The 22,843-nt window shown below is 40.0% G+C and carries 17 protein-coding genes and 2 pseudogenes; 7 read left to right on the top strand and 12 right to left on the bottom strand.

Features of this window, described 5'->3' with window-relative positions; all coding sequences use genetic code 11:
* Positions 1–115: 115 nt before the first annotated feature.
* Positions 116–346 (bottom strand): annotated as a pseudogene (locus FJU10_RS15190) (type II toxin-antitoxin system RelE family toxin).
* Between the two features lie 440 nt (positions 347–786).
* Here FJU10_RS15190 and FJU10_RS15185 point away from each other — a divergent pair.
* Positions 787–2,214, top strand: coding sequence for an APC family permease (locus FJU10_RS15185; RefSeq protein ID WP_005225272.1), 1,428 nt, complete (start codon positions 787–789; stop codon positions 2,212–2,214).
* A 115-nt stretch (positions 2,215–2,329) separates the two neighbouring features.
* Here the strand turns inward: FJU10_RS15185 and FJU10_RS15180 are convergent, their stop codons facing one another.
* From FJU10_RS15180 to FJU10_RS15160, 5 genes are all read right to left on the bottom strand, one after another.
* On the bottom strand, positions 2,330–2,956 hold the full coding sequence (locus tag FJU10_RS15180) for a TetR family transcriptional regulator (protein WP_140966284.1): 627 nt from the start codon (positions 2,954–2,956) through the stop codon (positions 2,330–2,332).
* A gap of 47 nt (positions 2,957–3,003) precedes the next feature.
* The gene (locus FJU10_RS15175) at positions 3,004–3,705 is read right to left on the bottom strand and encodes an ABC transporter ATP-binding protein (RefSeq protein ID WP_016621799.1); all 702 of its coding nucleotides are present in this window, start codon (positions 3,703–3,705) and stop codon (positions 3,004–3,006) included.
* A 5-nt stretch (positions 3,706–3,710) separates the two neighbouring features.
* On the bottom strand, positions 3,711–4,787 hold the full coding sequence (locus FJU10_RS15170) for an ABC transporter permease (protein WP_140966283.1): 1,077 nt from the start codon (positions 4,785–4,787) through the stop codon (positions 3,711–3,713).
* A 319-nt stretch (positions 4,788–5,106) separates the two neighbouring features.
* Entirely contained in the window at positions 5,107–6,066 is a 960-nt protein-coding gene (locus FJU10_RS15165) for an L-lactate dehydrogenase (RefSeq protein WP_015509125.1), read from the bottom strand.
* Between the two features lie 93 nt (positions 6,067–6,159).
* Positions 6,160–7,128: a TDT family transporter gene (locus FJU10_RS15160; protein WP_140966282.1), complete on the bottom strand. Its 969-nt coding sequence runs from the start codon at positions 7,126–7,128 to the stop codon at positions 6,160–6,162.
* A gap of 150 nt (positions 7,129–7,278) precedes the next feature.
* Here FJU10_RS15160 and FJU10_RS15155 point away from each other — a divergent pair, with 150 nt between their 5' ends.
* Positions 7,279–8,106 carry a LysR family transcriptional regulator gene (locus FJU10_RS15155; RefSeq protein ID WP_140966281.1) on the top strand — a complete coding sequence of 276 codons (828 nt, stop codon included), beginning with the start codon at positions 7,279–7,281 and terminating at the stop codon, positions 8,104–8,106.
* An 84-nt stretch (positions 8,107–8,190) separates the two neighbouring features.
* Here FJU10_RS15155 and FJU10_RS15150 read toward each other — a convergent pair whose 3' ends face one another.
* Together FJU10_RS15150 and FJU10_RS15145 are read right to left on the bottom strand one after the other, a co-directional pair.
* Positions 8,191–8,619 (bottom strand): GNAT family N-acetyltransferase, encoded by a 429-nt coding sequence (locus FJU10_RS15150; RefSeq protein ID WP_140966280.1) that lies wholly within the window; start codon positions 8,617–8,619, stop codon positions 8,191–8,193.
* A gap of 185 nt (positions 8,620–8,804) precedes the next feature.
* Complete coding sequence (locus tag FJU10_RS15145; protein WP_140966279.1) at positions 8,805–9,521, bottom strand: GntR family transcriptional regulator; 717 nt, start codon at positions 9,519–9,521, stop codon at positions 8,805–8,807.
* Positions 9,522–9,678: 157 nt separating this feature from the next.
* On the opposite strand from FJU10_RS15145, the gene FJU10_RS15140 reads away from it, so the two are divergent.
* Positions 9,679–11,088, top strand: a complete 1,410-nt coding sequence (locus FJU10_RS15140) for a PTS transporter subunit EIIC (protein WP_140966278.1) — start codon at positions 9,679–9,681, stop codon at positions 11,086–11,088.
* Positions 11,089–11,099: 11 nt separating this feature from the next.
* Complete coding sequence (locus FJU10_RS15135; RefSeq protein WP_223273086.1) at positions 11,100–12,221, top strand: SGNH/GDSL hydrolase family protein; 1,122 nt, start codon at positions 11,100–11,102, stop codon at positions 12,219–12,221.
* Positions 12,222–12,347: 126 nt separating this feature from the next.
* Here FJU10_RS15135 and mngB read toward each other — a convergent pair whose 3' ends face one another.
* From mngB to FJU10_RS15115, 4 genes are all read right to left on the bottom strand, one after another.
* Positions 12,348–15,023 carry a mannosylglycerate hydrolase gene (mngB, locus tag FJU10_RS15130; protein ID WP_140966276.1) on the bottom strand — a complete coding sequence of 892 codons (2,676 nt, stop codon included), beginning with the start codon at positions 15,021–15,023 and terminating at the stop codon, positions 12,348–12,350.
* 263 nt (positions 15,024–15,286) lie between these two features.
* On the bottom strand, positions 15,287–16,387 hold the full coding sequence (locus FJU10_RS15125; protein WP_140966275.1) for a PTS fructose transporter subunit IIC: 1,101 nt from the start codon (positions 16,385–16,387) through the stop codon (positions 15,287–15,289).
* Positions 16,388–16,405: 18 nt separating this feature from the next.
* Positions 16,406–16,729: a PTS fructose transporter subunit IIB gene (locus FJU10_RS15120; RefSeq protein ID WP_005225262.1), complete on the bottom strand. Its 324-nt coding sequence runs from the start codon at positions 16,727–16,729 to the stop codon at positions 16,406–16,408.
* On the bottom strand, positions 16,726–17,187 hold the full coding sequence (locus tag FJU10_RS15115) for a PTS sugar transporter subunit IIA (RefSeq protein ID WP_005225261.1): 462 nt from the start codon (positions 17,185–17,187) through the stop codon (positions 16,726–16,728). Before FJU10_RS15115 ends, FJU10_RS15120 begins: the two co-directional genes overlap by 4 nt.
* Before the next feature lie 247 nt (positions 17,188–17,434).
* On the opposite strand from FJU10_RS15115, the gene FJU10_RS15110 reads away from it, so the two are divergent.
* From FJU10_RS15110 to FJU10_RS15100, 3 genes and pseudogenes are all read left to right on the top strand, one after another.
* Positions 17,435–19,369, top strand: a complete 1,935-nt coding sequence (locus tag FJU10_RS15110) for a BglG family transcription antiterminator (RefSeq protein WP_140966274.1) — start codon at positions 17,435–17,437, stop codon at positions 19,367–19,369.
* 250 nt (positions 19,370–19,619) lie between these two features.
* Entirely contained in the window at positions 19,620–19,940 is a 321-nt protein-coding gene (locus FJU10_RS15105; RefSeq protein ID WP_077453606.1) for a DMT family transporter, read from the top strand.
* 222 nt (positions 19,941–20,162) lie between these two features.
* A pseudogene (locus tag FJU10_RS15100) lies at positions 20,163–22,783 on the top strand (HAD-IC family P-type ATPase).
* Positions 22,784–22,843: the final 60 nt, after the last annotated feature.

Below are 22,843 nucleotides of genomic sequence, written 5' to 3'. Positions count from 1 at the left end.
CTATAGAACTTTTCGTAGAGTGATTGTCTTTTCTAAACACAAAAAAAGCAGCATCCTTGATGGCAGCTGCCGCTTTTTATTTTATCTATACAATACTTCTATGACCAATAGCAAATCATTCAATCACTATTTCTGATTCATTTCTATTTGCTAAAATACGATAATTGCCAATGCGATAACGTCATTTGCCACTACTGTTTTCATTTAATCCTTTCCCATATTGGTGAAGGTTGCTTGTTCCTTCTAAATTTTTTCTGATCCAAGCGACAATTATTCTTGCTTGATTTCGACCCATTTTCTTTAGTTGTTTTTGTAGCTGAGGCATGTATAATACTCTATACTTCATCTAACAATTTCTCCATATCAGCTTAAGAAATACCGACCTCTTCTTTCTTTTTAGAAAGAGCCATCGCTTCTTTTAAATGAAATGGTCCCTCTCCTATCCATCCCCTTGACCGAATGTAGTAGCATTTCTTTCAGATTATTAATGAATGATGATGTTTGCTTTTTCAATCATCAGAAATTTATTATTTTTTTAAAATAACAATTTAATTTTTCTTGACCAAAAGAATTCAGAGGTTTATCCTAACTATGGAAAATCGACGACTGGATAAAAAAGAAGCAAGTGAAATTTTTTATTCAATTTGACCTTTGACATTTGTGAAAAAATGCATAAGAAACTTGATAGTGATCAAGCGCTTATGGAAAGAAATTTTTTTCTCACTAAATTTCAAAAAACGCTCTATTTTAACCAGTCAGAAAAATCATTTTAAGAAGGAGAAAGCGATGAATGAGAAACAATTACGCTGGTATAATATTGCGCTGATGGCGTTCGTCTCTGTTTGGGGACTGGGAAATGTTGTAAACAACTACGCTCAACAAGGGTTGACTGTTGTTGTTTCGTGGCTATTAATTATGGCTCTTTATTTTGTACCCTATGCATTAAGTGTTGGTCAGTTAGGATCGACCTTCAAAGAGTCAAGTGGTGGGGTCTCCTCATGGATCAAAGAAACCTCAACAAAGCGGTTGGCTTTCTTTGCTGCTTGGACTTATTGGGTCGTTCACGTGCCCTACTTGGCACAAAAACCCCAAGGAATCTTAGTATCATTGAGTTGGTTATTTAAAGGAAATGGTACATTTGTATCGACGATGGGTTCCATGGAAGTATCGTTGATTTGTTTAGCTATTTTTCTATTCTTTTTATGGATTGCCTCTAAAGGATTGACGACCTTAAAAATGATTGGGAACATCGCCGGAACAGCCATGTTCGTGATGTCGATTCTTTTTATCCTTTTAGCAGTGACTGCTCCAGCAATGACTGGTGCTGAAATTGCTACACCAAACATGTCATCTGTTTCAACCTATATCCCTAAATTTGACTTTACCTATTTAACCACGATCTCGATGCTGGTATTTGCAGTAGGTGGCTGTGAAAAAATCTCGCCTTACGTAAATAACACAAAAAATCCTGCCAAAGAATTTCCAAAAGGCATGATCTTTTTAGCCGGTATGGTGGCGTTATGTGCCTTGCTCGGCTCGATTGCAATGGGGATGCTTTTTGATGCCAACCATATTCCAGAAGATTTGATGGTCAACGGCGCTTATGAAGCCTTTCAACGACTAGGAAACTTCTACGGAATTGGCAACTTTTTTGTCATTCTTTATTCCATCGCCAATGCGTTGGCGCAAATTTCTGCGTTGGCATTTTCAATTGATGCCCCATTGAAAATATTATTGTCTGATGCTGATTCAGAATTTGTACCAAATGGCTTAGCAAAACTAAACAAAAAAGGAACACCAGTGAATGGGTATATTATGACTGGTATCCTAGTCAGCATTTTGATCATTATTCCAGCACTAGGAATCGGCAATATGACCGAACTGTATCGTTGGTTGTTGAACTTGAATTCAGTTGTCATGCCATTGCGTTACTTATGGGTCTTCTTAGCCTTTATGCTAGTCAACAAACATGCCAATCGCTTTACTTCCGATTATAAATTCGTGAAAAACACCAAGGTTGGCTTTGGGATCGGCTTATGGTGCTTCTTGTTCACGGCCTTTGCCTGCATTTTAGGGATGGTTCCTAAGCTTGATTATGCGGCAGATCCGCAAGCTTGGTTCTTCCAATTGGCCTTAAATATCATTACGCCAATCGCCTTTCTTTTGATTGGCTTGATCTTGCCGATCATTGCGAAACGTGTAAATAAAAAATAATCATTCCCTCAAAAAAGAGGTGTCCGACAACTATTTCAGTTGTCGGGCACCTCTTTCTTTGTAAATGAACTTCTTCGCCGCTCGCGGTATTTGGTCCATCCTCTTGCCGAAGCATTCATTCCTCTTTGTCGTCCTTTTTGATTCCATACTTGATCCATTGCACCTTATAGCGAAAATCTTTGATCAGCTCTTTTGCGGTCCATTCATTCGAAATGAAATCTGTCAGACTATCCATCACAACCGCCATAATAAAGTAAAGGAAACTGACGGCTTCTTGCGTATCATGGATCGTAAAGCGATTTTCTTCCAACAGCTCCAACCAATGACGAATCATGGGTGAATCGTCAGGGATCGCATCGCGCATCGTCCAGGCATTGCTTTGGGTACATAAGTGGATCATTTTCCAATGATCATCTTCAGGTGACCATTGACTGCACCAAGCCAAGTATTCTTCGATCCCTTTGAAAAAATCATTTTTGTTGCGATTGATAAACGTAAAAATCGCAGAATGGATTTGGTTGGAATAGTTGGTGATCGCATAGTCATAGGCATCTTCTAAGTTTTGAAAGTACTTGTAAAACGCCCCTCTAGAAATGTGCGATTTTTCGACGATGGCAGAGACCTTGACTTGACTGATGTGCTTGCTGAAAAATTCTTCTAAAAGCACGGCATCGATTTTTTCTTTTTTCTCTTGTTTTAAATGAAAAAATGTTGTACTTGGCAAGGGATTCTCCTCCATCATTCGCAATCTACTCCCTCTATTATAAACAAATCCCTCTACTTTTCCACTCAGACTTGTGCAGTTTCTCTTGATGGGGCGTTTTGTTCGATGAGATTGCCATCTTCCATTCGGAAAATGCGATCACTCCATTGGATCATTCGCTCGTCGTGGGTGACCATGACTGTCGCTTTCTTTTTCTCATGTGCTTCTTTCACCAATAACTTCACGACTTCATACGCATGATCGGTGTCTAAGCTGGCAGTTGGTTCATCCGCTAAAATCAAGCTTGGGTCATTAAACAACGCCCTGCCGATCGCTACTCGTTGACGTTCCCCACCAGATAAATCGCGGGGAAACTTGTCTTGAAGGTCGAGAATATCTAATGAAGCAAGCAATTCATCAATCCGTTCCTTTTCCTTGGCTTTCCCTGTAACTTTGTCGACCAAATAAAATTGTTCCTTTACCGTTAGAAAAGGGATCAAATTCGAGCTTTGCAAGATAAACCCAATCTCTTTAAAACGCAACTTCCCTCGTTGCTTTTCATTTAATTGGGAAAAGTTCACCTGGTTGATGATGATCTCTCCCGATGTTGGACTTTGTAAGCCGCCAGCGATAGTCAAAAAGGTACTTTTTCCTGAACCAGAAGGGCCGATGATACTGACAAACTCCCCTTCTTGAACGTGAAAATTCAGTCCTTTTAATGCCGTTACTTCCGTATGCTGCTTGCCAAATTTTTTTATAATATCCTTCATTACTAAAATGTCTTTCATCTTTGTTACCCTCCTATTGCCGTGATTGGATCGACTTTTGTGACCGTCCGAATGGAGAATAAGCCGCCTAGAACTGCCACGAGAATCAAGATGCCGCTATAAAGCAGCCATTGCTTGAATTCAAAGAAAAATGGCATGGCATCTGGTAAAAACAAGCTGGTGCCGTATGCCGCCGCAAAGGCTAGGGCTACCCCGATCACACCGACCATAAATGCTTGCGCAATAATTGATTTAGCAATAAAGCTGGTCCGAATCCCTTGGGCTTTCATCACACCAAAAATCGCCGTTTTTTGTAGGGTGATCACATACATGAAAATCCCCACGATTGCCGTTGCAACAACAAACAAGAAGTAGATCATGGCGTTTAAGGTCAAGTTTTGGGCAGAAAATCCAGGAAGCTTTTCAATAAAGTCTTCCGTTGCCAACACTTTGAGCGGTGTTCCTTCTTGGTTATCGACTTTCGGATTACTTGATTTGGTCACAATGATATTGATGGGCTGCTCCTTGTCAGATGCAAATGGTTGATTAGCAAACTTCATTTTCGTCCAAGTATCGAGGGAAGTATAAATCACTGGTGACACCGTATAAGACGTTTCTGGGGTGATCCCAACGACTTTGAAGGTTTCATCTGAGCGTCCGATTTTCACTTGATCCCCGACCTTGATACCTTCTTCTGCTAAGTTTTCTGAAATCGTGATCTCATTTTCTTTTGAAAACTGCTTACCTTCTAAGACTTCTGGTAACAAGAACGCATCGTCTTGTGTACCAAAAACAGTCACATTGACTTGTTCATCGTTGACCGTGATGACACTGCTGTATAAACCAATCGGGGCTTTTTGGGTCCCTGCTACACGGTCTAAATCCCCTCTCGTCAATTGCGAAGCCGCAAATGTATCATTCGCATCTTCTGATAAAACGATCGCGGATGAATCCCAGTCGACGATGGCCTTTTTAAAATCCCAGTTAAGTCCGGTTGCTAAGCCAGACAATATAAAAACAACATAGGCGATCAAAAACATGATTCCTACGATCAGCCCATATCTTAATTTTGAATAACGCATTTCTTTTATAGCCAGAAACATTGCTCTTTCCTCCTGTTTTCCAAATATTGACAAAGTGTCACTTTTTGAAGAATACCACACAAGGTGACACTTTGTCACTTTTTACAACTCGGAAAGTTTGTAAGGTTGATCGATCATTCTTTTTCTGTCATTCACTGAGGCTGTTTTTTTCTAAAGGAGTAAGAAAAAAGAGAGTTGAATACTGGGTGCTTCGCGTAAAATAAGCCATTTCCTTTTAACATTCTTGGCTAGATGTAAAAAAAGCATGGCCGACCGTAAATAGTCGAACCATGCTTTGGCAAAAACGAACCCGAGGATTTCATTACTGGTGTTCTAGAGATCAGCTGACTTTGCTTTGTCCAATTGTGGAAATTACTGCTCGTAACTGATGACACGAAGTATCAAACTGCCGTTTTTCCTCAGGAGTAAGCGTCAATTCAATAATTTCGCGAACACCGTTTTGGTCCACAACTGCAGGAACCCCTGTGAATAAATCGTTGATGCCATATTCTCCATCAAGGTAGGAAGAAACCGGTAGAATCGCTTGCTCATCATTTAAGATCGCTCGAACGATTCTTGCGACACTCATCCCTATTCCGTAAAAAGTTGCTTGTTTTCGATCAATGATTTCATAGGCGGCATTTTTTACTCGTTCAGAAAGAACCGCTAGATCGGCAACGGTCAAACGATCCTTTTGCTTGATCAATTCTACGATCGGTTGCCCACCGATCGTTGTATGGGACCAGACAGCGACTTCTGAATCACCATGTTCCCCAATGATATACCCATGAATATTCCGTGGATCGATGGCTAATTTTGCCGCCACTTCTTTTCGAAGTCTTGTGGTATCGAGGGTCGTTCCCGTACCAACGACACGATTGGCTGGCAACCCGGACACGCGCCATGCTTGATAAGTTAAGACATCGACTGGGTTTGAAGCGATGACAAGCACGCCATCAAAGCCTGAAGCCATCACTTGTTTTGTGACGCTTGCCATAATTTCGGCGTTCACATCGATCAATTCAAGCCGAGTTTGTCCTGGCTTTTGGTTGACCCCTGCGGTAATAACGACGATATCAGCATCTTTACATTCCGAGTACTCTCCCGCCCAGACTTTGATGTTTTCTTGCCCCCATGACATACCGTCTAACAAATCGAGGGCTTCTCCTTCTGCTTTGTCCCGATTGACATCGATCAAGACTAACTCATTGATCAGTCCTTGATTGATCATGGAATACGCAATGCTCGTTCCAACGAAACCTGTTCCGACAACGACAACTTTTCTGCTTGTACTTTTCATGTGCGATCCCTTCCCTTTCTTTTCAAATACTTGTACTATTGTTTTGCGTAGAGTACGCATTTTCTTAAAAAATAGATAATCTCTTGTGCTTCCTTAGTAACTATGACCGGCAATCAGCGCTTTGGTTTGCTGATACAAATGAACAGCATATTTTCCTAACACATAGCAGACGACAATCACGGCAAAGCTTGTTTCAATAATCGTTAAGGCTTGTAGAAACCCAAATATCAGTGGGTGATTCGCAAAAAACAGTGCTGATTTGAACATTGCAGTCGCCGAGATCACAAGAGGAAACGTAAATGCCGCATAGCTGGGGTAAAACCCGACTGCTAGCATGTTTTTCATATAAGCGACGACACAGAAATAAATCGTTTGTGACAATAACAGCATAAAGGCGACAAACCAAGCAGAGCCTTGTTCAAATACGGAAAGGTAACCTGCTAAGCAAAGAGAACCTGGCGCTGTTAAAATCGTGATCAAAGGAACTGCCGCCCGTTCCGTTAGCTTTTGATGGACGATTCGCTTTAAAATAATCGGCAAAAGCGCAAAATACAATACCAATGCGATCCAGACGATCACTTCTCCTAGCTCTTTAAAAAAGACAGCAGAAGTATTGGGAATTACGCCAATCCCGACGAAGGTAATAAACCAGCTTGGATAAATGTATTCCAGCGAAAGGTCGACAGGCAAAATATGCACGACAACAAAATAGATCATTAAAGCAAAATGTAAGCCGATAGCCCCCCACCAGAGCAGATCATTCACCACTGCATTGGGAATGACCCGTTCAAAAACAGTGGAGATCACCATCAGCGCCATCGTAAAGGTCGGCGCCACCGAAGCAACGATTGGGTTTTGCAACTCTGACATCGTGTGCTTAAATGTAAAGCATACTTTCAGAAGGAAGAGCCCCATGATGAAAACACCAAGGGTGCAAAACGCATTTCCAACCGTCTCCATTCCTTCTGAATACAATAAATTCCCCAAAGACACAGTGCCTAAAATCAAGCCGCAAATCGGGATTGGCAATGAATGTAAAAAATGCTGGATCGATGTTTTCATCAACTCATCCTTTCTTAATGTATGAAAATTTCAATTAAATTTGCTTTCTTTTTTCTCTACACTTATACTATAATCACCTAATAACTATTTGTAAAATTGTACTTTTAAATACTAATTATAAATTTTATTAATAATAAAGGAGTCCGCAAAATGATTGAATTGCTCAAAACCTTCATTGTTGTTTATGAAACGAGAAACTTTAGTCTTGCCGCCAAACAGCTCTATAAAACTCAGCCAACGATCTCCTTGCAAATCCAACGCTTAGAGGCAGAACTTGGCTTCAAGCTTTTTGAACGTAAAGGAAAACAATTGATTTTACCCACCAGCCAAGCGGAGTTTTTGTATCCTCGTGTGGTCGAGTCCCTCCGCTCATTGTCCACTATTTTTTCGCAAGCCAAAGACACCAAAAATTTTAAAACGGAGTGTGTGCTCGCTTGTTCGAATACCACCGCCGTTTATTTACTGCCCAGCATCATGGCGCAGCTGATTGCAGAATTTCCAACGTTTGCCTTTGAAATCAAAATCATGAATTCGCAAGAAGTGATCGATGCCGTCGAATCAAACAAAGCCCATATTGGCCTGATAGAAAAATCAATCGTTTCGCCGTTGATCCAAAAAGAATTCGTTTATCGCGATGAATTGGTGTTAGCAGGCAACCTCGCTTCTGATTTTTGGGTCTTGCGAGAAAACGACTCGGGGATGTATTACATTAACGAAACCTATCTGTACGCACAGCACCTGCATCCGCAAATCATTAAAGCCAATAACAGCGAAGTGATTTTGTCCCTACTAAAACAAAACATCGGCAAATCGATCATCTCGAAACTTTCATTACCAGAAGAGTTGCCGTGGCAGGAACTTGATCCAGAGTACCGCTATCGTGATCTTTTTATCATTCAAAATCGTCAGCGTGTGACGCCGGAAACCGGAGAGGTTTATGAGGAGATTAAACGACTGTTGTTGGCATTGATTCCATAAATATTAGTCTTTTGAACCAATTAAAATGAATACAAAAAAAGACGCTGGAGTGTCGTTTGTCACTCCTCCAGCGTCTTTTCATTTTTATAATTCCTTGATAAACCGTTTCTGTTCATGACTGCTGTGGTAGCCATGGTTTTCATAAAACCTGTGGGCAGCATGGCGTTTGACATTCGAATTTAATCGAATGCCTTGCATTCCTCTCTGTCGGGCTTCTTCTTCAATTGCCGACAGTAGTTCCCCCCCAACCCCTTGCTTTTGCACTTGATCGTCCACTACCAAACCTAGGACATTAAAAAATCGCCCGGCAGAATAAACTGTTGAATACGGCTGTGCTTCAATCATTCCAACTGCTTTTCCCCCTATTTCAGCGACCAGTAAGAGATGATCCTCCTCAGCTAAGATCCTCTTTAAACCCTCGATCAATACTTCTTCTTCGATTGGATAGCCTAGTACTTTCGATAAATGAGCTAGTTCTTTACGATCAGACAATGCTGCGGATCTAATTTTCATAGTATTCTCCCACCTTTTGGCTTTTGATTCGGTCTTGTTTTAGATAACTCACATTCATTTATCAACTTAGAAATAAATGACAGTTAGTTGATTTGTTAAAGTGCAATAGAAAAAAAGAAGTATACAGACAGTGTACTAGAAATCACTTTGCTGTGATCTTTTATGTTATTTAGCTAAACCAGTTTTTAATTTTGATCAAATGAAATGAGTGCGTATTCGTTAGGTATATACCTGATGGTCGTATATTCGAATAATTTTCCCATATCATTATAGACCGCATTTTCCAGTATCCCCACACAATTATTTTTTCCTAAAGCTAATTCTTTAAAGTCAGAATCTTTTGCAGACTCAACTTTCATAATGGACTTTGATGCAGCGATTTTAAAATCTAAGTTTTGTCTGATATGGTCGTAGATTGATCCGGCTATGATTTTCTCATTAAGTCCCTTAACAATACTTTTTTTGAAATAACTCGTATCTGACATCATCGCTTTCCCATCAATGATTCGTAATCGTTTCACAAGGTATACTCTTTCACCAACCGGAAATGAAATTTTTTTTGCTAATGAAACATCAACAGTCAACTCGCGAAATTCTTGCACAATTGTTTTTTTTTCGACTTCAGTATCTGAGGATAGTGCCTTCAATCCTTGAAAATTTCCTACCTTGAATGACTTCTTGTCAATCTCGATTCTTTCAAGAATCACTACCCCTCTTCCTTTCACACTATAAACCAATCCATCTTCATTAAGCAGTTGAATCGCTCGGCGAACTGTATTTCTACTAGTACCAAATCGCTCAATTAACGCCATTTCGGTCGGTAAAACCATTGTATCGTTATAGAGTCCCTCATTAATTTCATTTTTCAAAGTGTCATATATATCCCGAAACTTGTTCACCATAGTTCCACCTCACTCTTTCAGTTAATTATAGCATGATATCATTCTACCTATACAAAAAAACTTTAATTTGTTTAGACAAATACTTGATTATTTGTTTAAACAAATTTAAAATGAGCGTAACCGGTTAAAAGAAATAAAGAAATGAGGAGGTTTTAGTATGAGTGACAAACAGTTAGCAGAGTACATGATTGAGTACGTTGGTGGAAAACATAATATCAAAAATGTAATCCACTGCATTACACGTGTTCGTTTCTATCTAGTGGACAAAGAGAAAGCCGATACAAATAAGATAAAAGAGTTGGATAGTGTAATGGGCGTCGTAGAAGCCCAAGGACAATATCAGGTGGTTGTTGGAAACAAAGTAAATGCTATTTACGAGGAAGTAATGCGCCAGTTAAACAATGATCAAGCCTTTGATTCTACAGAAGGAGTGGTGGAAAATGATTCCAATAGTGATTTTCTTCAGCTATTTCGAAATGGCTTCAATCAGTTTATTGGCATAATTACAGGTTCAATGATGCCCGTCATCGGTCTTCTTGCAGGAGCTGGAATAATCAAAGGATTACAAGCTTCGTTGGTGACGTTTGATTTATTACAAGATAGTTCGCAATCTTATCTATTGATTAATACGATTGCAGATGGCATTTTTTATTTTTTGCCTGTCATCTTAGGTTTTACTGCAGCTCAAAAATTAAAGGTGAATCCTATTGTTCTGGCAGTCGTGGGTGCGATACTCATTCATCCAAATATAGTCACTATTGCTTCAAGTACAGCTGCGAAGGTCGCTATTTTTGGCATAGAATTCCCCATTATGAATTATACAGCTTCGGTTTTCCCTATTCTGGTCGCTGCTTGGTTAGCAACGTATGTTGAAAAGTTTTTAAAGAAAATTGTTCCTCTCGTGATTTCTTCCATTGTGTCACCAATCGTTGAAGTTCTGGTACTAAGCTTAGCCGTTCTTCTTATCATCGGACCAATCATAACGATTATTAGTGATGGGCTTGCATTCGGAATTAGTACCATTTTTGACTTTAACACGATTATTGGCGGAGCCGTCTATTGCGCACTTTTTCCAGTCTTAGTGGTCTTCGGCATGCACTGGCCATTGATTCCGATCATCGTCAACGATTTAACTGTCAACGGATTTAGTATGATGAATGCCTTCTCGTCTGTATTGATGATGGGTATTGCGGGTGCAACGTGCTCGATTGCATTAAAAACAAAAAAAGCTCAACTAAAACAAGTTGCCTTTGCTGCCACTCTTTCACAAATATGCGGTGTTGGCGAACCGGCAATCTATGGTATTCTACTAAAATACAAAAAAGTTTTCTATCTCGTGACCCTTTCAAATATTTTTGGTGGTGCTCTAGCAGGCTTCCTTCACTTGGTCAACTATGGATTTGCAGGTGGGGTTATAGGCTTTGCCTCTTTTATCAACCCGGTTGCAGGGATCGATAAAAATTTCTATGCTTATCTACTCTCTCATATAGGAACATTTTTGCTATCCTTTCTTTTGACTTGGCTTTTTGGTTTCAATGATAAAATGAACGCTGCAGATGAACTGTAAGGTGATATATGATGAAAAAAATAATTTGGCATCAAGTATTTTCTAATTACCAAGTACTAAACTTTTCTCCTAATGGACGTAAATTACGTTTGAGAATCAAGCAGCCGCTTTCTGGAAAACGATTAGCACTTGAACTTTGTAACCGCTACGATTCTTTTGATTTAAACGTAGAGTCGATAAAAATCAGTAGTGATCCGGGAAACCAACAATCCAGTGTTATTACCTTAGATAATCGACCACAATTCATTGTCCCAGCTGGGGCCACTTTATGGACAGATGACATTGATTTTACAGTAACCAAAGGAGCCGATATTCTGATAGAGGCATTATTTTCTAACGAGATCAATCGCGTATCTTCCTCGGCAAACTTGCTGTCTGATCAAGTAGTCCATTCGAATATAAGAGAAACCAATAACTTTATTTTTGGAATTACTTCAGTTGCTCTAGAAACGGAAGTTGATGCAAAAGTCATTGCTTTTTTTGGTGACTCTTTGACGAATCAAGGATATTTTAGCGATAGTGTCATCGACAATCTAAACAAACGTGGTCTGGTTGCAACAAGCTTTAATGCTGGCATATCAGGTAATCGTCTGACATGTGCAGGTTCAGGGATTTCTCGTTGGAAAGACAGTTTTGGGGTTGCAGGAATAAACAGGTTCCAAGTAGATGTCGTGGATCAAAAGCCAGATTTGATCGTTTCATTGATTGGGTTAAATGACTTATTTCATCCAGGAACGGGCTCTCCACTTTCAGAATTACCTACCAAAGAGGAGTTGATCAAACACTACAAAGTTCTAATAAATCTGGCAAATAAAGCAGACATTCCGTTTGTTCCCCTCACGCTTCCCCCTTTTAACTATTCTTACAACCAAGGAAAGCCGAGTTGGACCGAGGAAAAAGAAGCTATCCGAACTGCGTTTAATCAATGGTTAATGACGCAAGAAAATACGATCGATATCAATGATATGGTAAGAGATCCTTCTGATAAAACAAGATTAGCTTCTGCATTTGATTCGGGGGATCATCTGCATTTTTCTCAAACTGGAGGGGAATTTTTAGGAAAAGCTGTAGCTGAGAAAATTCTTTACTTGTCATTGCTATCAATTGATAGACTCTCAACAAAAAACTGCTAAAAATAGTCGAAAATAAAACATACCTTCCGTACACATCTAGTTAGAATGTATACGGGAGGTTGACCTTTTAACTATGAATTTTCTTCAACTCTGTGTTTGAATATCCTTACTCTCGATCACTAGCAATTACTCTACGTACAATGTCACAAATTTTGCATGGTCTATCTTTTCAAGAGTGACTACATTCTTTTCCACAAGAAGTGCTTCTTTTGTAGCTTCTTTTAAATCGACTGTTTCCACTACGTTCACTGGATGGTTGAATGTGATCGTCGCGTGTCCTCCTTCATCTAAAAGCCCATTGTATAGGCGCAAAATATAACCTGGACGATCTTCGGCTTTTTTCAATACACTCAGGGTCAAATTGCCATTGATCTCAAAAAGACTAAAGTTTGCCGGTAAGGTTGGTTCAACCGGTCCTAAAGTAAATATCAAGCGAGAATTCAGGAATTCTGCGGATTGATAAAGCGTGATCGGTGTTACTGCTTGTTTGGCATGTTGTGCAACATTTGCTCGATCAAATCCTTGAGCAAAGTAAGCAACAGAGAAATCAAAATGCATCGTTTTGTGGCACTGCGCAGCTGGTGTCGCAATCACTGATTCTCCTGAAGCACGCCCTGGTCGATACAGTAGATTCTCTTTCCCCATGAAGCCATAGGTTCGGAAAATCGTTAAGCGAATCGTATCAAACGCTTCCCCCACGATCTCATATTCACGTACCCCCTGAGGCATGACTGCTACGCCATGGGACGCATCGAATAAACCGACAAACGATTGACAAGTTTCTATGGCAATCGGCTTCTCATTCCATTGCTCTTTATTAGCTTCCCAAAGAGCCATTTCTTTTTCAAAAACAACCGGACGCTGCAACGTACCAAACTGTTGGTCAGCCAGCGAAAATTTCGAGGCAATTCCGGTATCAAATAGCACACATACCCGATGACTATCCACTTGTTGGTTTTCAACCGTTAAGTTGAAATCAATTTGTTGCGATTGTTTTTTCAACACGATCGTCAATTGGATCGGCAGTGAAGCCGAGGCCTTCTTTTCTGCACGTTCAGCTAAATCCTTCGGAACCCTCAGCGTGAATGCCACATCAATCTTTTGGTAGATTGCTGATTGCTGAATCGAGATCGTTGGTTGCGCATCAATTGATGAAATCACAAAATCTTTCACAGGTGGTGAATAATTGAATGAATCACCATCGTCGCCATTTTCTTCAATGATCCCTTGATTTTGATAAAGCACCTGATTGGTTTTATCTAGAATATCCAACGAGCCATTGCTATTGACAGTGATCTGATAGTACTCATTTTCGATCGTATTGGTTGTAATCTCCTGCAATGGTGCGCTTGTATCACCTTTTAAATCAATTGTCAGCTGGGTATACCCCATACTCGGCACGTCAGTCGCTTCTATGGCAATCTTTGCTTTATAGACTTTCTCCGGCAAATAGATCTCCTTGACTGGATCTAATATGTTCCCCTGATTCAACACATACTCCGTTTGGTCGGTAAGCTCTAAAATCGTATAAGGTAACGCCTGACCTGACTGGTCAAGGATCGCAAATTCTTTTTGCGGCAAATAAACCTCTGCTTCGATCACCCCATTACGTTTTGTGTCATAGGTATTGAAAAGCGTAAAAGTAATTTCTTTTGCTTGTGGGTTGTTGATTGCAGTAGAAATCTGTCGTAACGTCAATTCGACAAGATTCATGGAAATATCTCGCGCTTGCTTATAGCGCATATAGATATCTTCGTTGGTCGTATCAGAAACACAAGAACCAATCGAATCATGCGCCGCATTTTCAAACATTAACTTCCAAATCTCTATGACTGTTTCCACAGGGTACTCAAATCCTAATTGCATAGCCATTGTTAGGATAGGCTCCATGACATTGACTAAGTAATGTTGGATCTGAGTGTTCATCGCCTTCAAATCAGGACGTGAAGAAAAAATCGTTTTGTGGATTCGCATCAATTTGCCGTTGATCAGTTCACCAGCGATTTCTTCCAACTCAGGATGGCGTGCTTTGACCGCAGCAATGTATTTTTCAATCGTTGAAAATTGTAACTCATACTCATCCTGATACAGTTGATTCATTCGATCAACTAATTCTGGAAGATTTTCTCTAACTGGTGCTTGGTCGAAACCATTTGGAAAATACACTTGATCCGTTGCACTGCGTCCCCAAGTCGTTTTAAACGGTTCTTGATGTAAGAACTCTGCTAATTCTGCTTCTCGTTCAGGAATGGCACCGCCAATGTAGTACCCACTTGGGATCTGGTAAACATTGACCACAGAACCATCTTCTCCACGCCATTTGTACTCTGTGTGTTTAACATCATCATCACTGACACCGCGCCAAAACATTGTGTCAGTGATACCAAACTCTCGATAGATTTGTGGCATACTAGCTGCTTGTCCGAAAGAATCTGGCACATAGCCGACATTCATGTAGGTTCCGAATGCTTCACAAATTTTCATGCCATATAACATATTTCGAACAATGCTTTCTCCCGAGATCACTAATTGATCGGTTTGTGTGTACCATGGGCCAATGATCAATTTCCCTTGTTGAACAAGTTGTTGAATCCTTTCTTTGTCCTGTGGGCGCCATTTCAAGTAATCATCTAACAGAGAAGCCTGTCCATCTAAAATGAAACTTTCATAAGGATCATCCTTTTCTAGTTGTTCAATGACGTTTTTTAGATCGTGCATCAAATAGATTTTCGAGCGACTCGTCGTAAAATACCATTCGCGATCCCAATGACTGTGGGGTACGACATGTACTGTTTTTTTCATTCAATCATTCCTCTCCCGTGATTAAAAAAGGCACGTAACGATGGGTGTCGTTCGTGCCTATTAATTTTTCTCAATTTTTTTACCATCTAGTACGCGTAATTTGATCCTTACATGAATGCTTCGAATTTTGAAAATCGTTTCTCTTCAAATACTCTTGTTTTCTTCCCCAAGTCTTGTCCTTGTCAGATACCTTAAAACGTTCTTGAAAAATCACCTGCTCGTGCCTTTTCTTTTGCTACTATTTAGCTAATCAGCCTTGTTGCTTAATTTTCAAAGCTCACTTCAATATCATCGAGGGCAATATCTTCTGTTTGTTCTTCTTGCTTATTGAAATTCACGAATAAAGGCGCAACAAAACCGATGAAGGCTGCTCCTGCAAATAGTCCAATCAAATACGCCCAACCGTTTCCAACAGTGAAGAAGCCGTAGATTCCCCCAACTGGCGGCATTTTGTCATACATTCCTAATGCGATCCCCAAACCAGAAGCGATTGCACCTCCCAACATGTTGATCGGCACAAGCCGTAATGGATTGACTAATGTAAAAGGAATTGCTCCTTCTGTGATTCCGATGAACCCCATAATAAAGTTATTACGCCCAGCATCCAGTAGCTCTTTGTTGAATCGATTTTTGTGGAACAAAGTTGCTAAGGCATATCCAAATGGTACCGCACAAATCGCAACGTTCACGATGATGGCTGGTAAATAGACTCCTTCCGCTAGTAACACATTTCCTGCCATCCAAGCAGCTTTGTTTACAGGTCCCCCTAAGTCAGAGCCAATCATTGCCCCCATGATGACTGCCAGTAAAATTTTGTTAACGTCATTTTCAATCATGGTTCGGATCCATTCAACCAAACTAGTATTGATCCACGCCAATGGCTCAGAGAGTAAAGCACCCATGACGATTGCTACGGACAATGTAGCAATCAAGGGTAAAATTACCAGCGGCATCACACCAACAAACGACTCCGGTAATTTGATATGTTCTTTCGCCCACTTCACTAAGTATCCTGCTAAGAACCCAGCAATAACTGCCCCTAAAAACCCAGCATTGGTACTAGAAGCGACCGCACCACCGATAAAGCCGGCACCTAGCGCAGCCTTATCTCCAACAGAATACGCGATAAAACCAGCCAAGACAGTATTGATCAAGCCGATTCCTGTCCATCCTACTTGTTCAATCAAATAAAGCGCATGTTTAAAGCCTTCCGTGTCAGCATATGGATCTAAGCTTGTGATTCCCATACCAAGAGCAATCATTTTCGGAATGGCAACAACCAGTGAAGCACCAATAATCAATGGCAGTACAAAACTAATTCCACTCATCAAGTGGCCTTTTAAATCTGCTAGAACTCTTTTCATCATCCTTGCCTCTTTCCTTTAGTTTGCGTTTCTTTGTTCAACAGCAGCGACACATTTCTTCAGCACAGCTTCCGGTGCTTTGATACACGTATTGATATTTACTCGAATTTGCGGTTTCCCTTCAAACCGTTCCATCCCAACAACTTTTTGGTCAGTCGCTAAAAGTAAGAAATCTGCTTCTTTTGCTTCGGCTGCAGTGATCTCATTGACTTGTCCTAACGAACCTTGCTGTTCGATCTTGACCTCATAGCCAAGTTTCACACCAGCTTTTTCTAAAGCTTTTGCCGCCATCGGTGTATGTGCCAATCCAGCTGGACAGGCGGAAATTCCTACTATTTTCATACAATTTTCTCTCCCATCATTTCCTTTTTGATCAATTCTGCTAAATAAGCTTTGTCTTCTGATTGTTGAATCTGCTGGATGAATGTCTCTTCAAGCAATGCGGTTGCTAGGCGACTCAACATTTGCAGATGCACCGTTCCTTCATCTTTTTTAGGAACCATCAAAGCAAACACATTTTTGACTGCCGAATCATCGAAGGTTTCCCATTCGATGGCTTGCTCTAAACGAATAAACAAAACGGTCGGTTCCAAAACCGGTTCAGCTTTTGCATGTGGAATAGCAAAGCCTTCTTGTAAGCCGGTTGAATATTGTGCTTCCCGTTCAATGAATGCCGCACATGTATCTGCTGCATTGGTAACGATCCCTGATTCATAGGCATGATGCGCAATTACGTGAAACAGTTCTTCTTTTGATGTAACAGCCACATTCAAGAGAATATTTTTTTTCTGAAAATCCATCTCATCTGCTCCTTTCCTTTATTATGAAACCATTATCGTAATTCGTGTGGTTTATTTTCTGTACACGTTTAATTTACGGTTTCTAATTCACGATGTAAACACAACAAATTTCCAATTCAAGTGGCAATCATTAGTAAAGCGTTTTCCAAAATGATTGCCAACTCTTCTGGAAATTTTCGGTACTGGTGAAGCATTTCATTCTTATTCTTTCTATTGTATGATGAGAAAGAGCACGGAGGTGAAACAAGTGTCAAAACTTGCTTATCAACGATTAGATGATCTAATGGAAGTATTAACTAGACAAACGGCACCGCTACCAATGAAGGAGTTAACGAAAAGCTTCTCGATTTCTGAGCGAACGGTTCGGACGGACATTGCAAATTTGAATGATTTGTTAACAAATGTGGGTGCCTCCATCAAGTTGATTCGAGGGCAAGGCTATTTGTTGTCTATTGGTTCAAAAGAACAATTTCATGACTGGTGGACTGAAAGTATGTCGACTACCGAGTCCTTTCTAACTACGAGTGAAGAACGACAAGCCTATCTACTTTTCCTTTTGTTTAAGAATGAAAACCCTTTATCCTTAGATGATTTTCTTGATCGATTATTTATTAGTAAAAACACCTTTTACTCATACTTAAAAACGGCTCGAGACAATTTAGCGACCTATCAATTAAAAATAGTAAATCGTCCAAATATTGGTTTTGAAGTCTTGGGTAACGAATTCGCCAAACGCCAAGCAATCAGTGATCTGTTGATTGAAAAAGATCTCCAAGAGTATTTGGTGGGCTTTACGGAAATGGAACTTGAGTTGTTTGATACGATTGATCTGACTCGCTTGCAAGAATTGTCATTAAATCATCTGGCACCCTTAGACTTATTAGACTCTGATTACTATCATAAAAACATTCTTTCTCATTTTGCTTTAGCAATCAGTCGCTTTATAGCCGGTCATCAGATCAACGAATTTCCCTTGCATGTGCCCGCGCTCAAAAAAGACGCCCAGAAAGTTGTTGGTTACTTCTTAGAAGAAATCGATCATGCATTTGATATACAATTGACTGCTGGAGAAAAACAATACTTCATTTACTATCTTGCGATGAATGCACCACGTTTAGTTGAAACAGGCGATGCAAGCGATTCTTCCACGAAAACTGCGAAAGCCATTGTGGAAGAATTATTAACTGCGATCAAACAGACGTCAAACTATGCGTTAGAGACAGACAAGATGCTAATAGACGATTTGACATCTCATATTGAGGGCTTTATCAACATGAATCTAATGGATGCACGCCGTAGCAATCCATTGCTGGCAACGATCAGAAAATCTTTTCCACAGGCTTATGATTTATGTTTGACTCATTTAGAAACGGTAAGCCTGAAACACGGTTTTTATTTTTCTCCTGATGAGATCGGCTATATCGCTTTGCACATCGCAGGTGCTATGGAAAGGAGTTCCATCAGAAATCATCATAAACATCGCGTCATCCTTGTTTGCGGAACCGGTCGAGCCATGAGTCGTATTATTGAAGCAAAAATTATCAAGCACTATCAAGAAACGATCGAAGTCGTTGATCGCTTTTCTTACGTCGAGCTACAACAATGTGATCTTTCTTCGATTGATTTTGTGATCACAACCGTTCCATTAGAACAGTTCTCGGTTCCTTCTATTTATATCAACATGGCCAAGCTAGATAAAGAAATTGACAAAATCGAACCGTTCATTGAAACGCTCAGCGAAACAAAAGACGGCATCTATTCATTGTTTCATAAAGCATTTTTTCTTCATGAAAATCATGTAGATAAAGAAACCTTGCTAAAGAAAATGGCGCGGCAATTGTACCAAAAAGATTTTGTGCCCCAAGATTTTTATGACAGTGTGAAAAAACGAGAAGCAATCAATCAAACCAATATTAACGAGTGGCTTGCTATCCCCCACCCCATGACATTGATGGCAAAACGATCAGCCGTTTCAGTGGCGATCATTCCTGATGGTGTTGATTGGGGAAATGGTGATTTGGTTAAATTTGTCTTTCTCTTTGCGATTCAAAAAGACGAATATGAAGATACCGAAGAAATCTATAGTCTTTTATTAGAGTTGATGGATCGTGAAGATATTCAACAAGCAATCCTGCAAAAAAGTGACTATCACCACTTTTTGAGCTGTATAAAGCAATTATAAAAGGAGCTGGGGAATCCAGCTCCTTTTGTTGATTCTAACTTTTGTGAAATGCATGCAAACTATGGTTAGTAAATGAAAAGATTCTGAATTCAGAGAGTTTGACAATCCCTCCCTTTTCAGCTAAGATTTTATTATTGTTACATTAATTGAATATCCAAACCACCACCGGGTGATAGAAGTGTTTGGTAAACTCATTAGGTCCTTGAAGAGTTTACTGAATGCTTATTTTTTTTGAGGAGGAGAACAAATTATGACATGGATTTATTTATTTTTAGGAGGATTTTTTGAGGTCGTATGGGCATCTACCATGAAACTGAGCAACGGGTTTAGCCACTTTTGGTACAGTTTTTCAACGGTCATCGGAATGATTTTCAGTTTTGGATTCTTGGCTTTAGCGGTCAAAAATCTACCATTAAGTATCGCTTATCCTGTTTGGACAGGCATCGGCGCGGTGGGATCGATTATTGTGGGGGTCGTGTTCTTTAAAGACCAGCTGTCTCTCCTGACTTGGGTTTTCGTCATCTTATTAATAGTTGGTATTTTGGGCATCAAGTTTACCAGTGGCCACTGATTTAGCCCTTTGATAATAGTTTTGCTAGCCTTTTTGTAGGTACCTTCATCAATCAAGCGCCTTGACTCCTATAACGAAACACGGATACAAATCGCCTTTTTCAGTCCATCTAAAGATTTTTTTGAAATTAGCCTATAGGTACAAAATATTTTCAAAAAACATTTGACCTTATAGTCACTCTAACCTTTATGCTATTCATGTAAAGAAAACGGAGGGAAAATAATGAAACAATGGCATAATTTGGATATTGACAAGGTGCAGTCAGCGACAAGTGAGACGCTTGTCACAAATGAGGTTCGTAAAGCGTATCAAGAAAAACACGGGAAAAATAAATTACAAGCATCAGAAAAGACACCCGAATGGAAGAAGTTTCTATCTTACTTCATGATGCGTTAATGTATGTCTTGATCGGTGCAGCTGTTTTAAAATTTATGACGGGAAGTCTAATTGAAGGAGCGATCGTTTTACTCGTTGTCGTTTTAAACGCAATGATTGGTTATTACCAAGAGAGAAAAGCAGATGATTCACTATCTAGCATTTCAAAATTGCTTAGTTCAAAGGCGACAATCGAATCTGAAAACGGACGTCTTTCAATTGATGCAGAAGATTTGATTCCAGGGGATCGCGTTTATTTAGCACCGGGTGATATTATTCCTGCTGATTTGCGTATGGAAACCGTGAATGAACTAAAAATCGATGAATCGATTCTAACTGGAGAGCCTGACGCAGTCGTAAAAACAACTGCTCATTTAGAGGGGCAAATAGCACTTGCTGAACGAACCAATATGGCGTATTCGGGTACCCAAGTTCAGTCAGGAACTGGAAAAGGGATCGTTGTTGAAATTGGTTCGGACACTGAGATTGGTAAAATCAATGCTTCTTTAGCAACCATTGAAGTGAAAGAAACCCCTCTATTGAAAAAAGTGAACGAAATGAATCATGCTATTTTTAAAGGGATCGGCGTCTTTATCTTCTTATTAGGATTGATCAGCTACTTCATTTATGGCATGAGTCCGATGTATATCGTATCAGCAATCATTGCTTTGATCGTTTCTTCTATTCCTGAGGGATTGCCTTCTATTTTGACGATTATTTTGTCTTCCGGCGTGAAAAATATGTCGGATCAAAATGCGATCGTAAAGGGATTGCCTACTGTCGAAACACTTGGCTCAATGACAGTCATCTGTTCTGATAAAACAGGTACTTTGACCAAAAACGATATGACCCTTACCAATGTGTTTTCTAATAATCAGGTAACAGTGATTGATCATGAAGACCAAACAGATCTTTCGAACAATGAACTACTAGCCCAAATCATGCAAAACTGTCAAGAAACACAGAGTTTCGATGATCGCCACTGTCCAGTGACCGGAAATGCAACAGAATTAGCGTTATTACGTTGGACCAATCGTATTGGCACACCGCGGATCAAGAGTCTAGAAACATTACCTTTTGACTCAAAATATAAGTATATGGCAACAAGCCACCTGATCAATGGGAAAAAGCGGATTTTTGTAAAAGGTGCTCCAGATATCGTTTTAAATAAAGCAACTGCTGCACATATTGATGGGCAGATAGCGGAGTTTGATCATGCACAGTGGGAAAAGATCAATTTGGCTTTTGCTTCAGAGGGACAACGAGTGATCGCGTTTGCTTATAAGGATGTAGATATATCGACAGAATTGACTCATGAGGAGATGGACGAACTCGTAATCATCGGATTAGCTGGCATTATTGACCCAGCAAAAGAATCAGCGATCGAAGCGGTAGCAGATTGTAAAAAAGCCGGCGTAAGAGTCGTAATGATCACCGGAGATCACCCAACGACCGCAAAAGCGATTGCCAAAAAATTAGGAATCGACCATTCTGAACGGGCAATCACTGGAACTGAACTGGATCGTTTATCCACAGATGAGTGGCAAAGAGTGGTAAAAAATACCAATATTTTTGCCCGAACGACACCTGAGCATAAGCTTATGATCGTTACTTATTTACAAGAACAAGGCGAAATCGTTGGAATGACTGGTGATGGGGTCAATGACGCACCCGCACTTAGAAAAGCAGATGTAGGGATCGCCATGGGAATTAAAGGAAGCGATGTTAGTAAACAAGCTGCCGACATGATCCTCATTGACGATAATTTTGAAACAATTGCAAAAGCAATCAAAGAAGGCCGTCGAATTTTTGATAACTTAAAAAAGACGATCCTCTTCTATTTGCCAACCTGTCTGGCCCAAGGGCTTTTGCTGATCGTCTCTATGTTGGGAAATCTCCCTTTGCCACTAAGTACCGTGCAGATTCTTTGGTTAAATCTAGTTGCGTCAATTACGCTCTCCTATGCGTTAGGTTTTGAACCAGCTCACAAAATGATCATGAATCGAGCACCTCGTGATATGAAAGAAAAAATCATTTCCAAATATACACTCTTTCGAATCGTTTATGTCGGTCTACTCTTGACCTTCTTCGGCTTTCTAACGATGAATGCATTCAGCGACGAAGCTGTCAGACAAACCGTTTTGATCAATGCGATCGTTTTCGGTCAAGCTTTTTACATGATCAACTGTCGTGAGATCACGGATTCAGCCTTCAGTAACAAAATCAAGCAGAATAAAGCCTTGATTTACTCATTACTTGTTATGGCAATTCTCCAATTAGGAATGGTCTACTTTTCACCATTGCAAAGTATCCTACAGACCACCTCTTTAACTGTATCCGAATTGCTTATCAGTGTTCTCCCAGCAACTCTCCTTTTCTTGTTAGTAGAATCCGAAAAGCACGTAACACGAGTCATTCTAAAGGAAAATGTTCCCGCCTACTCAATGGATACCAAAGTAAAGAAATAAGAACAGCTCCATTTCATAAGTTATCTTATCGATAAACTTGCTGAATCACCAAGTACCAAT

The organism is Enterococcus sp. OL5, from assembly GCF_006491895.1.
Classification (GTDB): domain Bacteria; phylum Bacillota; class Bacilli; order Lactobacillales; family Enterococcaceae; genus Enterococcus_D; species Enterococcus_D innesii.
Note: the sequence above shows the minus strand (reverse complement) of the source record. Positions and strands in the feature narration are given on the sequence as shown.